Source organism: Priestia sp. YIM B13551 (assembly GCF_042787905.1).
GTDB lineage: Bacteria > Bacillota > Bacilli > Bacillales > Bacillaceae_H > Priestia.
In genome coordinates, this window is sequence record NZ_JBHZOX010000001.1 from 962,356 (window position 1) to 977,663 (window position 15,308).

The window sequence follows — 15,308 nt, forward strand, 5'->3', positions numbered from 1 at the left end:
TTTGTCTTTAGATTCGGTTAATTTTGTCATATCTTAATCTCTTTTATCTTCCCATGAGTTCAGCACTGACACACCATCAGATGATTTCCATCCGGATCTTTAAATGTAAACCAATGATTGTGTTGAATTCCTGTCGTTAGCTCTACTTTTTTCTGTTTCATATATTCATAAGCTTTTTTGATATCGTTTGTATTCAAATGAAAAGCTGGCGTTTTAAAAAGCGTATTTTTTGAATAAGTTTTGCTATCTAATACAATTCCTGTTCCATTCATAGGTATCACATATAAATGATCATATAAAATGTCTCCATCTGCTATCACACCTAGTATGTCACAATACCAATCTCGTGCTTTTTTTATGTCCTTTACAGGAATAAAAACCGTGCCTACTTCATTTAATATAGGGTTCATTTATGACCTCCGGTATGGGTTTAGTAGTTTTACAAAATATTCTCTTTTAATCGCTGATAACCTTTTATTTTGAGATACTTTCTATCAGTCCATTAAACTCGGTAGCAGAATTAGCAGTGGTGCGGACACGGTCATTCTCCATACATAAGCTACACTGCAAATGTATATACTTCATGACAAAATGTAGATTACTAAAAAAGAAAATGAGAAAATCTCCCCCTTCGCCCGCTTTGCACGTGTATAATGAAAAATAGACTATAGATAGTAGCCGTCTTTTGTTTGTAGCATCGAACTTTCGTGCATTACAATAGATTTATAGCCACTATCCAGCTAAGAATTAAAATGACTAACTTAAGGTTAAGGAGGTTAGATGTGTATGGATTATTCATCTTTACTCATACGCGAAGTCATTGATAGAGTATCTAAACTACGCCTCTTATCTGTTTATAATGAAAGTATAAAAGGAGATTTAGAAAGCACCATCCTCCCTCTTTATCAGCAGCACTTTGAAAATAAAGATGTAAACGAAGCGTTGAGGATTTTAAAAAAAGACTTTCTCAATCGTACGAAACGCAGATGGTTAGATGCTGCTATACGCGACTATGAGCAAAAAAAACCTAAGAAGAATAAAGAGCTGATTGGAGAATACAAAGCGCTAACAGCTTATTATAAAACGAATGGAAAAGAACTCTTTTGCAAACAGTTTGAAAACGTATCATCTCCGGAAGAAGTCATTGATAAACGAATTGGTATTCTGCGTGAATGGAGTCAAGAAGATAGCTTCTTCTTAACGGATTATCCTTATATTCATCAAAAAACCAAGACCCAGCGAGAAAAAGCAATCCATACGGATATATCTATTATTATTGGGCTTACTATACTGGATCCAAGCTTCCAAAACGGAAATCATAGTATTATTGAGAGCCCTTTTTCAACTGTAGAGAATCCTTTTTTCTCTAACTCAAGAGCAAAACTTCTCGTCGAGCAACCCCTATTAGAGAAAGAAGGAAAAGAATATTTCTTAAGTACTTATAACTCTGAAGACGGGACAGATTACGAATTGTTAATAGAAAAAGAATACGCTGAAGAAAATGGAAATAAAATTAGTGATTTAGATCGGTTTGATTATAAAGTGTTTTTAGAAATCATGAGCCAGCGGGACGAGTTGTTCGCTACACAAAAAATCATTAACGTAAAAATTGGTGACCTTGTGAAAGCACTTTATAAAACAGATAGTAAGCGCAACTATCAGATGATAGAAGAAAGAATTACAAAAATGAAGCACTACAGCATGACAAAAGTACAGCATAATAAGAAAATTGCCTATGGTATTTTTGACTTTGTAGATATTACTACGATGCCGAACGGAACGCGAATTGCTGAAATTCACGTCAATGAAGTGATATATAGAGACTATATTCAACGCCAAACGGTGCGTATTTATAAAAATAAAGTAGAAAAATTAAGTTTAGACGCCGCTTATCATTTGCTATTCGTTATGCAAAAAGAGCGCCTCATTTGCTATGAAACAAAATCTTCATACAATGTCACAAGAGATTATTTATATTTTTCGACAAGAGTCCGCTTTCGAAAAAGACGAAAAAAAGAAAACCTTGTCGAAATTGAAACAGCCTTAGATGAGCTAGTCGAACAAAAACTAGCTGTCCAATCCTATAAAAGAGTGGGCCAAGTGTTTCAGATTACCTTTATTCCTGTGGGAGAAAGTGAAGTAAAAGACTTATTAGCTGGTGATTACGAATATGCTCCCCTTTCTATTTATCAAAACGTAACAAGTTCTATAGGCTAAAAAAGAATGCCCTTATAATCTTTATAAGGGCATTCTTTTTATCTATCTACTATTAATCACTGCATTTTTTGCTCCACATTTCCGTGCGAAAGTGTTTTTTTGCTCCAATTCTTTATGTAAACATATTATTTCCCCTGCTAATATAGCTATTAAACTTCACCTTCCTTATCATTTTGTGAACTTTTTATGTCTAAAAAAGTATTTATAATTGTTTTTTGCTCCAGATCCCCGTGCGAATGTGCCGTTTTTCTTTCTATACTGCATTTACTATAAGTTTGGCTCCAATCTTCCGTGCAAATATGCCACTTTTACATAAATTTTCTTGTGCCAGCGACTTTCCCTCTTCGTTTCCTTCAATTTTTGCTCCACATCTCCGTGCAAAAGTGTTTTTTGCTCCAGATTTCCGTGCAAACATGCCACTTTCTTAAAAAAACACTATTTTTGCTGCAAATGTTTGTTTATCCCCTCTGAAAATGTGAACTTTTTGTGTCTCAAAAAGGGCATTTTTCTTTTTTTTGTCCCTTTTTTCCGTGCAAATGTGTCACTTCCTTGCCTGGATCTTTACTTTTATCATTTTTGCTCCTATTCTCCGTGCGAATATGTCATTTTTACATCAAAATTTTTTTTGAATTTGTCGCATTTTGTGTATTTCATCCGTCATAATACGACATTTAGCTTAAGAATGCTGTTTTATCAACGTTTATGAAATATAACACTATTTTTGCTCCACATCTCCGTGCAAATATGTCACCTTTTAAATAGATGTCTCGTCCCTTGATATCACTAGTCTTTTAAAAAAATGCACCATTTCCCCGTGCAAATATGTCATTTTACAGCCTATATGACTGTGTCTATACTGTAAAAGACGACGTCTATAGTTTTGGAAAGGAGGTCACTACATGAGTATACAAAAGCTGTCACTAAAACGGCACACCCTTGTAGCAAATAAACTGCTGATTGTCATGAGCGGCTTAAATAGAAACACTAAACGAGACAATAGCTATTACTATGAAAAACATTCATTTGGTCTTGCGAAAAACTTTGTAGATATAAAGTGGACGGGTTCTCTAATGAAGCAAATTTTAGCTTACATAGCCAAATGTAACAGCCAGGGTCACATTTCAATTATTTCTGAGCAAGAACTGGCTAATACAATCCAATGTTCCGTTCGGACCGTTCAAAATAATAATAAGCTTTTAGAAGACTATGACATCATTCGCTGGGATCGTTTATGGGGAGACTATATTCAAGTTTCTTTAAACAACTATTTAGAGGATTTTTTAGATTTATATATAAAAGAAGCTGCTGATGTTCAAAACATATCATATAATCCTGAAATGCTTGATGAAGATAACAATACATATACTTCAAAAGGTGGTTATACTTCTGTTTCGATGGAAGTGATTTATCAATTGCTGGCTATTAAAAATATCAACATGCTGCGTCTGGCTTTACGTGCGTTGTACGTATACGAATCTGATGTAAACGTAAAGAAAGATTCAGAAGCACTTTTATCTTACACCGAGGTAAAACACATTCTTCCAAAATACATTGGCTATAAAGCTGCTATTAAAGAAATGGCTAGTAAATTGAGTACAATTTTCCGTATCGATGTGCTAGAAAAAGATGATTGTGTCAAAACATTATTAGAAGAAAAGCAGCCAAGAAAATCAATTATTGAAAAAATCAAGGATGGTTTTATTTTAAGCTTTAATTTAACTGGTGCTCATGATAGTAAAAAACAAAAAGAAATCGAAAAAATCCGTGGAGAGCATGCATTTGCTCAGTTTAAGAATTTCTTTAAATCTTTTGGCCATTATTCAATTAAAAAGGAAGATATTCATTCCATTGTACATGAGTTTGGTTTAGATATAATCGAAAAATCATTAACGTCCGTTCAGCGTCACCTACAACAAACTTACATAGAAGAAAGTATGGATGCATTTCGCCCTCTTGTGCATGAAATGGAGTCAAACTTCTTTACGTATATCCGCAAAATTGCCAACGGGTATTATCAGGCAAAAATTAACGCTCTATAATACTCTTTTTTGTTATGCCTTTTTTTACTCATTTCTACTCTATTTTCCTTCCATTCTTTCTTTCTCTTTAACTTACTAAAACATAAATGTCTGTGAGCTATAATAAATCCTTTTAAATGATAATGATTTTCGTTTTCATGAAAAAAATCAACTAAATGAACAAAAAACACAATAAATAAACGTTATTTTCCGAACTACTGCGTAGAAAATGTGGCTGTTATAAAAAAATCCTATATTTTTTCGTGAAAATTCTTGTAGTAAACTGCAGTTTTTTTGATTACTTTATTCCCTTTAACCTCAGTCAGCAGAAGGCTTTTACCCATATAAGTTTTAACAATGTTTTTAATTTCTTTAATTTCTTTTTAATCTCTTATAAATGTATAGTAATGTCTCTAAAATAAAGGGCATCAAATAAATAGCAGGTATATATATGAAATGATGAAGCTAATCTATGAGATATAATCATGAGTTGATTTAATTTAGCTGACAAAAAAAGCTGTTTTATACGTCAAATTTCTCACGTATAAAACAGCTCAGCCTGTTATTCACATATTTTCACGAAGCCCTATTCACTACGTTCAATTACTAGTTAGCTGGACTTCTTTCTTTTCTTCATTTTCTTCTATTCCCACTTCTTCTATATTCACAAAAGGTTGATCAGCAACGGTCACAAGCTCGCCGCCGCAAACATGGCGAACAACGGTTACTAGCTCTGGAAAAGCGGGAAATTTGCCGTATAACGTTTTTAAAGGAAGTGCGCCTTTACATATCTTACTGTTATGTGGTTCATACCCTCTGAGCGTATCAAGCAATAATTGTTCTCCGCTTTCAGTCAATTTGATGTAGGTGTTTCTTTTATCATTTTCTCTTTTGGACAAATGCAGGTATCCTTGATTTTCTAATTTTTTCGAAAAATTAAACGCTGTAGAGATATGCATAGCTCCTAAATTAGCTAACTCTGACATAGAGATTTCTCCCGTGTTACTAGCTAAACATAAAATATGATGCTCATTTACGTTTAGTCCATAAGGTTTCACCCATTGCTCCCAGTCATCTTCCGCAGCTCTCCAGATGGCTTTACTTACCTGCATTAATTTTAATCCAAACAATGATGCATCTTTTATTGTGTATTCACTTTCTTGTTTCGGCATACTATCATTCCTTATTTGTAGGCTGTTGTAAGTTAGTTTATTTTTAAAACGCGTAAAAACATTTTTATTTCATCTAATTTATCAGTATACCTACAAAATCAGACGAAAAAATACACGTACAGTTTAATTTATCAGCTTTATTCCACAAAATTTCTACAATTCTGAAGAAGTGTCTACCAACTAAAAAGAGGTACTTACTTTATTTTTATTAAAAAAAGTAATACGCGTCTTTTTAATTACTAATAGATGATGCGGATTCTAAGTGAGCAAATGCTTGTTCTAAGTCTGCAATTAAATCTTCCGTATCTTCAATTCCAACAGATATGCGAACCAGTCCTTCAGATATTCCAAGGGCTTTACGTTCTTCAAGCGTACATTCTACGTGACTAGTCGTTCTTGCTGGTCCATAAATCGTTTCAACCGCTCCTAAATTGCCGGCTTTATTTGCATACGTTAACTTTGGCAGCAAAATTTTAATAGCTTCCATTTCTCCTTTTAAAACAAAGCTTAATATTCCGCCAAAGCCTTTCATTTGTTTTTTGGCAATATGATGATGAGGGTGTGTTTCCAATCCAGGATAATAGACGGCTTCAACAGCTTCTTTCTTTTGAAGAAATTTAGCAATTTCCAAAGCGCTTCGTTCTTGTTGACGTATACGTAATTTTAACGTTTTCATTCCTCTTAAAATAAGATACGCTGACATGGGATCCATGGTCGCGCCATTGATCTCACGGTAGTGATACACTTGCTGCATTAATTCTTTAGAGCCGCATACTGCCCCTCCTAAGGCATCCGCATGTCCGCTTAAAAATTTTGTTGCGCTGTGAATGACAAGATCTACCCCTAATTGAAGAGGGTTTTGATTAATGGGTGTCGCAAACGTATTATCAATAATGACGACTGCCCCTGCAGATTTTCCTGCTTTTGCTATTCTTTCAATATCAATAATTTTCATCGTAGGATTTGTAGGTGACTCTAGATACAGCACTTTACATCCTTTATTTACTTCCGCTTCAATTTCTTCATGATTTCCCGTATTACATAAGGTTACATCAACTCCGATGTTAGGAAGGAACTCAGTGAAGATTTTATTTGTTCCTCCATATGTATCTTTTACCGATACGACGCGGTCTCCAGGTTTTAAAAACGTGTATAATGTGCTGCTAATAGCCGCCATGCCGGAGGAAAATGCGACCGCTTCTTCTGCTTCTTCAAGTATCCTTACTTTTTCTTCAAAAGCTTTAACCGTAGGATTACTCATACGATTATACGTATAGCCTGGTTTGTTTCCTAACGCAACTTCTTGCCATTCGTCCACATCATCATAATTGTAAGCTACGCTGAAGACGACGGGGACTTGAGTGGCATTGTAAGCAAGGGATTCTTTTTCTCCTGCCCATACCGCTTTTGTTCCGTCTTGTACATTTCTAAACTGTTTGTCTGTCATTCACTCATCACCTCTGATTTTATTAATTAGATAATGATTAGATTATATATTGTATACAATATACTGTATATAGTACAGAATAATCTGATAATAAAATAACCATACTTACCTTATTAAATTTAAAGAGGTTGAGACATAACGAAATGAATCCAATCTAAAGACGAACAAATAGGATACATGAGCTGAACCGCTTGTGACACGTCAGTTGATTTCCGTGCAAGACTTCGCTTTCCGCGGGAGTCTTCGTCTTGCCCTCCAATCAACTGCTAGAAGGACCTAAACAAATCGAACCTACGTTCACCCTAACAAAAAAATGAACCACTAATCAAAAATCTTGATCAATGGTTCATTTTTTACTTCGTCTAAAATACTTTTGTCCCACCCTCTTTTTTTATTCAGCTTTCACCAAAATTTTCACCTGTTCTTTTTCTTTTAACAATGTCTCAAAACCTTCTTCAATTACATTCTCTAGCTTGATACGTTTTGTCACCAGTTTATCAGCAGAAAAATAGCCTTTTGCCATTAAACTAATAACCGCTGGAAATACATCGCGGTAGCCAATAATACCTGTTACTGTACGCTCTTGTAAAACGATTGTTTGGGGATGAATGGACGCTTCTTTTTCAAATATGCTAACAATCATTGTCTCCCCACCACTTTTGGTAGAATTAATGGCTTGAGTTAAAACTAAGGGAACACCCGTCACTTCATAGGAAACATCCACACCTCCACCTGTGGGCTTATGTACTTCTGCTACGGGGTCGTATTCTTGCGGGTTAATCACAATCGCCCCAAGTTCTTCAGCTTTCTGTCTGCGCTGTTCCGATAGTTCGATCGCATAAATTTCAGATGCACCCGATGCTTTTAACGCTTCAATAACTAACAAACCGATTGGTCCCGTCCCAAATACGGCAGCTTTATCTCCTACCTTTAGTTTGCTTTGACGCACAGCATGAAGAGCCACAGCTGAAGGCTCTACGAGAGCTCCTTGCTCGTAAGATACCACTTCCGGTATTTTATGAATCATTTCTACCGGTATGGAGGCATACTCAGAAAAACCTCCGCCACCTCCGGCAAGACCATAAAACCCCATTTTATTACAAAGATTATACTTTCCTTGTTTACAGTTTTCACACTCTCCGCATGCATAGATAGGTTCTACCACTACTCTGTCTCCGACTTTTACATTCGTAATACCTTCTCCGATTTCTACAACTTGTCCAGAAAATTCATGCCCCAGCACAACCGGCGCTTTATCTTTACTTAATGGATGGGGTTCTTCTGTAGGAATAAAAATGGGTCCTGCCGTGTACTCATGCAAATCACTTCCGCAAATTCCACACCATTCTACTTTAATTTTCACTTTCCCTTGAGAGACGGTAGGTTCTGCAATATGTTCTAACCTTACATCTTTAACGCCATGCCATCTTAATGCTTTCATTCTACTCAGCTCCTATCCTTATTTAAAAATTTAAAACAGCTAAAAACTCTTAGCTTACAAATTGAATCTTTTTAATCTGTTATAAAATGTACTTCTTGGTATATCTAACAGCTTAGCGGCAAGTGACACATTTCCCTGCGTTTTACGTAAAGCATCCATCATTAAGTCTTTTTGAACTTTTTCACGAAATGTGAGTGCGGGTAAGGACGTAAAATCATTTTCTTCTATTTCTTGTGAAGTATCAAAGTGGGAGATGCTCTTCTGACCGCCAAGATTTAAAGAACTTAAATAATTCAATATCCTCTCTTTTTCTGTTTCTGTTTTAAGCGAGATCTTCAAGCGTTCAAGTACATTAAATAATTCTCGAATATTGCCGGGCCACTGATAATCTATTAATTTATCTACTAACTCTTTGGAGAAATTCATATTCCAAGCATTCTTTTGACAAAAGTAGCGCATCAGATGTGGAATATCTTCTTTCCTTTCTCGCAAAGGCGGAACATGCACGGGATACACGTGAAGCCGGTAATATAAATCTTCTCGAAACTTCCCTTCACTGACAAGTTGACGAAGATCTCGATGAGTAGCGGTAATAATCCGGATGTCTACCGGAATTTCCTGATTGCTTCCAACAGGCGTTACCTTGCGCTCTTGCAATACTCTTAACAAAGAAACTTGCATAGAATGAGGAAGTTCACCTATTTCATCAAGAAAAATCGTACCGTGATTAGCCTGCTCAAACTTTCCTTGATATCCTTGACGCCGTGCTCCTGTAAACGCTCCTTCCACATAGCCAAATAATTCACTTTCCATAAGTTCCTTCGGAATAGCACCACAATTAAGAGCAATAAAAGGCCCGTTTTTACGCGAGCTGTTTTCATGAATTGTTTGAGCTATTACTTCTTTTCCAGTACCTGTTTCCCCTAAAATATAGACCGTTGTATCCGTAGGAGCCGCATGCTTTATTTCTTCTAGTGTTTGCTGAAAGGAACGGCTTATGCCTGCTTCTCCTTTAAAAGAAAATGATTGAGCAGGGATCTGTGTAGTTGTTTGGTTATGGTGCGCTTCTTCTGATAGATAAATAATCTTTCCAATAGAATGACCGTGTCTTTTTGAAATGACAGGTACTTCCATCACTATACGAAATCCCTGTTGTACAATCGTATTTAACTGCAGGCCTGACCATTTTGGTATACATTCCCGAACGGTTTTGCTTGCTCCTACAATCACTTCTTTGTAATTGCAAAGCAGCAAGAGCTGTTTGCTATCAACAAAATTCATAGAAGCGTGAACCAACTCAATTTCGTCTTTGTGCATTCGAATGCTTAACTCCCGCTCAATTGTATAAGCAATGGACGTAACCATTCCAAGTGTATAAGGGTGAGCTCTGTTTACAGGACAAGAAATATTAATAATCCCAATTAAATTTCCGTCGTCATTTCGAACAGGAGCTGCCGAACAGCTCCATTGATGCGAAGCAATTGAATAATGTTCTGTACCCGTTATCATAATGGGCTCTTCCGTTTGCAGAGCCGTACCGATTGCATTTGTGCCTACTTCTTTTTCTGTCCAACAGGCACCTTCCACAAAATTAATTTTCCTTGCTTCATTCAGTGTAAGTCTATTTCCTGTAATAGATAAAATATAGCCTTCTGGGTCAATTAATAAAGCAACCATTCCTAAGTCCGCCGCTGATTGTCTGATTCTTTCTAAGTGCGGCAAAGCCGTCTCAAGAAATAAAGAGTTCATTTGTTTTCGAGAATGAAAGGCTTCATTTCTTAAAATCGATCTGCCTTTATCTAGGTAAGGATTAACATCTGCGCTTTTACAACGATGCCATGACTTTACAATAATGTCGTTTAACCTTGAAGATTCAAGTGCTCCTTCGTTTACAAAACGTTTCCATGTGTTTAAAGAAAGTGTGGATTCCATTTCTTACCTCTCCCCTATAAACTTAATTGAATATAGTAAATCAAGGCTTGTTATCATTATTATAAATCACAAAGAAAACGTTATCATTACCAAATGATAGATTTTTAAACTCACGTTATGTAAAAATTAATAAAGAAACTAGACGAGGATGCAGGAAAACTCCTATACCGCTTCCGTGATTCCTTCATCCTCTAGTTATCTTTTTGAATCATTCATTTTTACTTTTCATCCTCAAAGAGTTTAATAACTTGGGCACCTGCGTAATCAGGAGTGAACGGCCTGACCCGCCGACTGCAAAAGAGCTTCGTGAATGGCTTCAGATAATGTAGGGTGGGCAGCGATAAAGTCTTCCATTATATCTGTGGTCAACTCTCCGTGCATCATAATGGTTCCTTGTCCAATTAATTCTGTAGCATGTGAACCTACAATGGAAAGCCCAATAATTTCATTAAACTGCGGTTCTACGATTACTTTCACTTTTCCAACGGACTCATTGGCAATCATCGCTTTGCCGTTTGCCGTAAACGAGAATTCTCCGACGCGAATATCGCCGTATTCGCTGCGAGCCTGCTTTTCTGTCATACCGACACTTGCAATTTCAGGGTGAGTATAAATGCAGCGGGGTACAGCTCGGTAATTTACGCTCTTATCTTTTCCGCATGCGTGTAAAGCAGCAACTGTGCCTTCATGAAAGGCTACATGAGCAAGCTGAATTCCGCCAACTACATCTCCACAAGCATAGATGTTAGGTATATTCGTTTGCATATGCTCATTAACATCAATTCCTTGTTTTGAAAAATGTACGCCAACCTGTTCTAAACCCAAACCTAGCACTCTAGGTTTTCTTCCAATTGAAATTAATGCATACTCAGCTTGCAGTTCATGCAGCTCCTCTTTATGTTTAAATAGAGCTGTTTTATCTTCTGGCTGCATTTCTGTTAACGAAGAGGATGTATAAATTGCTACGCCTTTTTTCTCTAATTCTTCCTGTAACGTAAATGCGATGTCGGCATCTTCACCAGGAAGCAGCTGATCTGCCGCTTCCACAATCGTTACTGTTGTTCCCATTTGGCTGTAAATGCTTGCAAATTCACATCCAATTACACCCCCTCCTACTATTAGAAGAGTTGAAGGGATAGCAGGCAGCGACATTGCTTGTTTACTGTGAATGATCCACTTTCCATCAAAAGGAGCAAATGGCAGGCTAGCAGGTTCTGAACCCGCAGCAATAATAAACTGTTCAGCCTCTATCTCTTCTACGTGATTTTCGTTTCGCACAGATAGACGATGATTTGTCAAAAAAGAAGCTTCTCCTTTTATGACTTTAATACTGTTCTTTTTCATCAAATAGCCAATTCCCCTGACCAAGTTTTTAACAATGGTTGTTTTATGATGCTGAACGCCATCCCAGTTAATTTTCACTTGTTCTAAAGGAATAGTGATACCGAATTGCTCAGCTTTCTTAATTTTCTCATAGGCTTCCGCGCTTGCTAATAGCGACTTTGTTGGCATACAGCCCTCATTTAAACAGGTTCCACCTAAATCTTTTTGTTCGATTAACGTAACTTGTTTTCCTTGCCGAGCGGCAGTGATTGCCGCCACATATCCTGCTGGACCGCCGCCAATCACAACTAAAGGTTTCACGGAATGCACCCCTTTCTATAAGAGTAGTAAAATAGGCTGTTCTAAGTATTGTTTAATAGTTCCAAGGAAATTAGCTGCAGGTGCTCCGTCCAGTACGCGATGATCAAACGTCAGGCTTAAAGGCAGCAAGTTTCTTTTTTGTAATTCGTCTCCTTTATACATCGGTACATCTTCAGTAGCTCCAACACCAAGAATTCCTGTTTCAGGCGGGTTTAATACAGGTGTAAAATACTCTACTCCGTAAGCACCGAGATTAGTAATAGTGAATGTAGAACCTTGCATTCTATCAGTGCTCAGCTGACCTTGCCGAGCATCTGCTGCTCGTGTTTTGATCTCTGTAGCTAATTCAACTAACGACATCTTTTCAGCATGCTGCATAACTGGAACAACTAACCCATTTTCTAAAGCTACGGCCATTCCAAGATGAACATGGTTATAGAGTTGAATTTCGTTATCAATATAGGCACTGTTCATTTGTTTGTGTTCTTGAAGTGAAAGAACAACAGCGCGAGCAATAAAATCAGTTAGAGATATCTTCACCTTATGGCGTTGCTGGGTCACATCTTTAATTTCTCGTTGAAGAGACAGCAAATCCGTCACGTCAGCTTTCATATTAATCGTTAATTGGGCACTGTTTAATAAACTGTTATGCATTCGACTTGCAATGACTTTCCTCATGCCCGCTACTGGAAGCGTTTCTTTGTTTATAGCGGGGTTATCTCTTTCTACCGTTTGGGGACTCGATTCTGAAGCTCTTTCCGCCAGCACTTTCTCTACATCTGCTTTGGTGATTCTTCCTTTTGGTCCTGTGCCTTGAATCGTTTCAATATTAATGTTTTCAGATTCTGCTATTTTCCGTGCAATTGGTGAAATGCGCACAGTTTCTTTATTCTTTTTTGATGAAGCTGTGTTTGCTGGTGGCTCTTCTAAAGAGATAGCAGCCGCTACCTCGTTTTTAGGCGCTTGCAGCTCATTTGCTGAACGGTTCTGCTCAGTGAGCTGCTCGTTTGGCTTTCCAACATAACAGATAATCGTTCCAGGAGGCACTCCTACATCTTCTTGTACAAGAATATCAAGAATCACACCGTCCTGCGGCGCTTCAATATCCATTTCGATTTTTTCAGAATTAATGCTTGCAATCATATCTCCTTTTGAAACGGAGTCTCCAACTTTTTTGTTCCACGTCGAAACGGTTCCTTCTTTCATTGCCATACCTAGTTTTGGCATTACAACCTCTGCAGCCATTTGCTTCCTCCTCCTTTTCTTTAATTACACGCTTAGAAGCGATTTATCTCCTAGTAACTCCGATACAACTTCAATTACTTTTTGTGGTGTCGGCAGATAAATATCTTCTAATGGAGGTGAAAACGGCACAGGTGTATGTGGTGCTGTAATTCGTTTAATAGGTGCATCAAGCATGTCAAATCCTTTATCAGCAACTAGCGCAGCAATATCTGTTGCTATGCTGCATCTTGGATTGGCTTCGTCAATGACAATTAATCGATTCGTTTTTTCTACAGACGAAAGAATGGTCTCTTCATCAAAAGGTGATAGACTTCGCGGATCGACTACTTCTACGTCAATTCCCTTGTGAGATAATTGATCTGCTGCCGCAAGTGCAGTATTTACTTGTTTTCCAATTGCTACAATGGTTAAATCTGTTCCTTCGCGTTTCACGTCAGCTTTCCCTAACGGAATCGTATAGTAGCCTTCAGGAACCTCTCCTTTCATGTTGTACAATGTTTTGTCTTCAAAAAAGATAACCGGATCATTGTCTTCGATTGCTGCTAACAATAACCCTTTTGCATCGTAAGGGTTAGAAGGTACTACTACTTTAATGCCAGGAATGCTAGTAAACAAGGCGTACAAGCTCTGAGAATGCTGAGCTGCAGCCCTAAATCCAGCTCCATGGGTTGTCCGAATCGTGACGGGCACTTCAGCTTTTCCTCCAAACATGTATCTAAATTTTGCGCCTTGATTCAGCACTTGATCTAAACAGCAGCCAATAAAGTCATTAAACATTAATTCTGCAACCGGCCTTAACCCTGTAGCTGCCGCTCCCATTGCAGCTCCTATATAAGCTGCTTCTGAAATAGGCGTATCAAGAATTCGTTCACGTCCAAATTCTTGTACAAGTCCCTTCGTAACTCCAAGGACCCCGCCCCACGCCTCATCATCTTGCAGGTGGTCAATTTCCGCTCCGCCAGCTACGTCTTCTCCCAAAAGAACCACATTCTCATCTTTTCGCATCGCTAGTTTCATAGCTTCGTTAATAGCTTCAGACATGCTTAATTTTCTAGTCATTTTCTTTTCCCCCTTTAATTAATAAGATACATAAACATCCGTTAATAGTTCCGAAGCATCAGGATAATCGCTTGTTTCTGCTAGCTCAACTGCGCGTTTTACTGCTTTTTCTACTTCACCATCAATATCTCTAAGCTCTTGTTCTGTTACTACTTGTTCTGAAAGCAAGTAATTTTCAAAAAGAGCGATAGCATCTTTTTCCTGGAGATGTTCTTTCTTTTCATTTCCTGATTTATACGTTTGTGCGTCACCTTCAAAATGTCCGTAATTTCGATACGTTACACATTCAATTAACGTTGGACCTTCCCCTCTGCGGGCTCGTTGAATAGCTTCTGCAGCTGCTTCATAAACTGCCATCACATCTTTCCCATCTACCCTTACCCCTGGAATGTTATAAGATGCGGCACGGTCTGCAATCGCACTGCAGCTCGAAGCATAAGAAAATGGAGTTGCCTCTCCGTAGCCATTATTTTCAGCAACAAAAACAACCGGCAGTTTCCAAATGGCTGCTAAGTTAATTCCTTCATGAAACGTCCCTTCATTGCCTGCTCCGTCTCCAAAAAAGCAAACGCTTACATCTTTTGTCTTTTTATACTTAGCAGTTAAAGCAGAACCGCATGCAAGCGGAAATCCTCCTCCTACAATTCCATTTGCTCCTAAAATTCCTTTATCTAAATCCGCGATATGCATGGATCCGCCTTTTCCTTTGCCTAACCCCGTTACCTTTCCAAAAAGCTCCGCCATCATGCCATCTAAATCGCCGCCTTTAGCAATACAATGGCCGTGTCCGCGATGAGTGCTCGTAATACTGTCACTGTCATTAAGATGAGCGCACATTCCAACCGCTACCGCTTCTTCACCTGCATACAGATGAACAAAACCAGGCAGTACCCCTTTTGCGAAAATTTGATGTACTTCATCTTCAAACTTTCGAATTTCTACCATTTTCTGATACATCCAGCTGGCTTTTTCTTTCGTAAGCTTTTCTGTTTTGTTTTGAGCAGTTTTCATTATGGTAAGCCTCCTCATTTGATTATCAAACTTCACTTAACTACTATTGCAAGTACCGTGCCAATAGTAAAATCGCTTCATACTAGCAATCTATTGTTGTATTTGGCCTCATAAAGTTAGAC

13 protein-coding genes are annotated in these 15,308 nt (G+C 37.7%); 2 read left to right on the plus strand and 11 right to left on the minus strand.

Annotated features, from left to right (window positions below):
- Positions 1-59 precede the first annotated feature (59 nt).
- On the minus strand, positions 60-410 hold the full coding sequence (locus ACFX4N_RS04990) for a VOC family protein (protein WP_057237214.1): 351 nt from the start codon (positions 408-410) through the stop codon (positions 60-62).
- 376 nt (positions 411-786) lie between these two features.
- On the opposite strand from ACFX4N_RS04990, the gene ACFX4N_RS04995 reads away from it, so the two are divergent.
- Positions 787-2,217, plus strand: coding sequence for a hypothetical protein (locus ACFX4N_RS04995; RefSeq protein ID WP_013082784.1), 1,431 nt, complete (start codon positions 787-789; stop codon positions 2,215-2,217).
- Between the two features lie 253 nt (positions 2,218-2,470).
- On the opposite strand, the gene ACFX4N_RS05000 is transcribed toward ACFX4N_RS04995, so the two are convergent.
- Positions 2,471-2,632 (minus strand): hypothetical protein, encoded by a 162-nt coding sequence (locus ACFX4N_RS05000; protein WP_170959515.1) that lies wholly within the window; start codon positions 2,630-2,632, stop codon positions 2,471-2,473.
- Between the two features lie 484 nt (positions 2,633-3,116).
- On the opposite strand from ACFX4N_RS05000, the gene ACFX4N_RS05005 reads away from it, so the two are divergent.
- Complete coding sequence (locus ACFX4N_RS05005; protein ID WP_057274845.1) at positions 3,117-4,256, plus strand: hypothetical protein; 1,140 nt, start codon at positions 3,117-3,119, stop codon at positions 4,254-4,256.
- A gap of 578 nt (positions 4,257-4,834) precedes the next feature.
- Here ACFX4N_RS05005 and ACFX4N_RS05010 read toward each other — a convergent pair.
- The 9 genes from ACFX4N_RS05010 to ACFX4N_RS05050 form a co-directional block, all read right to left on the minus strand.
- Entirely contained in the window at positions 4,835-5,407 is a 573-nt protein-coding gene (locus ACFX4N_RS05010; RefSeq protein WP_057274844.1) for an HTH-type transcriptional regulator Hpr, read from the minus strand.
- Between the two features lie 232 nt (positions 5,408-5,639).
- Complete coding sequence (locus tag ACFX4N_RS05015; protein ID WP_057274843.1) at positions 5,640-6,854, minus strand: cystathionine gamma-synthase family protein; 1,215 nt, start codon at positions 6,852-6,854, stop codon at positions 5,640-5,642.
- Between the two features lie 119 nt (positions 6,855-6,973).
- On the minus strand, positions 6,974-7,117 hold the full coding sequence (locus ACFX4N_RS05020; RefSeq protein WP_013056589.1) for a hypothetical protein: 144 nt from the start codon (positions 7,115-7,117) through the stop codon (positions 6,974-6,976).
- Positions 7,118-7,245: 128 nt separating this feature from the next.
- On the minus strand, positions 7,246-8,295 hold the full coding sequence (locus ACFX4N_RS05025; protein WP_057274842.1) for a 2,3-butanediol dehydrogenase: 1,050 nt from the start codon (positions 8,293-8,295) through the stop codon (positions 7,246-7,248).
- A 54-nt stretch (positions 8,296-8,349) separates the two neighbouring features.
- Positions 8,350-10,227: a sigma-54-dependent Fis family transcriptional regulator gene (locus ACFX4N_RS05030; protein WP_098546843.1), complete on the minus strand. Its 1,878-nt coding sequence runs from the start codon at positions 10,225-10,227 to the stop codon at positions 8,350-8,352.
- A 264-nt stretch (positions 10,228-10,491) separates the two neighbouring features.
- Positions 10,492-11,871: a dihydrolipoyl dehydrogenase gene (gene lpdA / locus ACFX4N_RS05035; RefSeq protein WP_013056586.1), complete on the minus strand. Its 1,380-nt coding sequence runs from the start codon at positions 11,869-11,871 to the stop codon at positions 10,492-10,494.
- A gap of 15 nt (positions 11,872-11,886) precedes the next feature.
- Positions 11,887-13,116 carry a dihydrolipoamide acetyltransferase family protein gene (locus ACFX4N_RS05040; protein ID WP_057274840.1) on the minus strand — a complete coding sequence of 410 codons (1,230 nt, stop codon included), beginning with the start codon at positions 13,114-13,116 and terminating at the stop codon, positions 11,887-11,889.
- Between the two features lie 24 nt (positions 13,117-13,140).
- Positions 13,141-14,175 (minus strand): alpha-ketoacid dehydrogenase subunit beta, encoded by a 1,035-nt coding sequence (locus tag ACFX4N_RS05045; protein WP_029321219.1) that lies wholly within the window; start codon positions 14,173-14,175, stop codon positions 13,141-13,143.
- Between the two features lie 18 nt (positions 14,176-14,193).
- Complete coding sequence (locus ACFX4N_RS05050) at positions 14,194-15,186, minus strand: thiamine pyrophosphate-dependent dehydrogenase E1 component subunit alpha (protein WP_053487179.1); 993 nt, start codon at positions 15,184-15,186, stop codon at positions 14,194-14,196.
- Positions 15,187-15,308: the final 122 nt, after the last annotated feature.

Bases quoted from the DNA above. Each gene is read 5' to 3' on its own strand.
- ACFX4N_RS05000 (WP_170959515.1), bottom strand. From the start codon at position 2,632: ATGTTTGCACGGAAATCTGGAGCAAAAAACACTTTTGCACGGAGATGT.
- ACFX4N_RS04995 (WP_013082784.1), top strand. From the start codon at position 787: ATGGATTATTCATCTTTACTCATACGCGAAGTCATTGATAGAGTATCT.
- ACFX4N_RS05015 (WP_057274843.1), bottom strand. From the start codon at position 6,854: ATGACAGACAAACAGTTTAGAAATGTACAAGACGGAACAAAAGCGGTA.
- ACFX4N_RS05050 (WP_053487179.1), bottom strand. From the start codon at position 15,186: ATGAAAACTGCTCAAAACAAAACAGAAAAGCTTACGAAAGAAAAAGCC.
- ACFX4N_RS04990 (WP_057237214.1), bottom strand. From the start codon at position 410: ATGAACCCTATATTAAATGAAGTAGGCACGGTTTTTATTCCTGTAAAG.
- ACFX4N_RS05030 (WP_098546843.1), bottom strand. From the start codon at position 10,227: ATGGAATCCACACTTTCTTTAAACACATGGAAACGTTTTGTAAACGAA.
- ACFX4N_RS05005 (WP_057274845.1), top strand. From the start codon at position 3,117: ATGAGTATACAAAAGCTGTCACTAAAACGGCACACCCTTGTAGCAAAT.
- ACFX4N_RS05025 (WP_057274842.1), bottom strand. From the start codon at position 8,295: ATGAAAGCATTAAGATGGCATGGCGTTAAAGATGTAAGGTTAGAACAT.
- ACFX4N_RS05040 (WP_057274840.1), bottom strand. From the start codon at position 13,116: ATGGCTGCAGAGGTTGTAATGCCAAAACTAGGTATGGCAATGAAAGAA.
- ACFX4N_RS05045 (WP_029321219.1), bottom strand. From the start codon at position 14,175: ATGACTAGAAAATTAAGCATGTCTGAAGCTATTAACGAAGCTATGAAA.
- ACFX4N_RS05010 (WP_057274844.1), bottom strand. From the start codon at position 5,407: ATGCCGAAACAAGAAAGTGAATACACAATAAAAGATGCATCATTGTTT.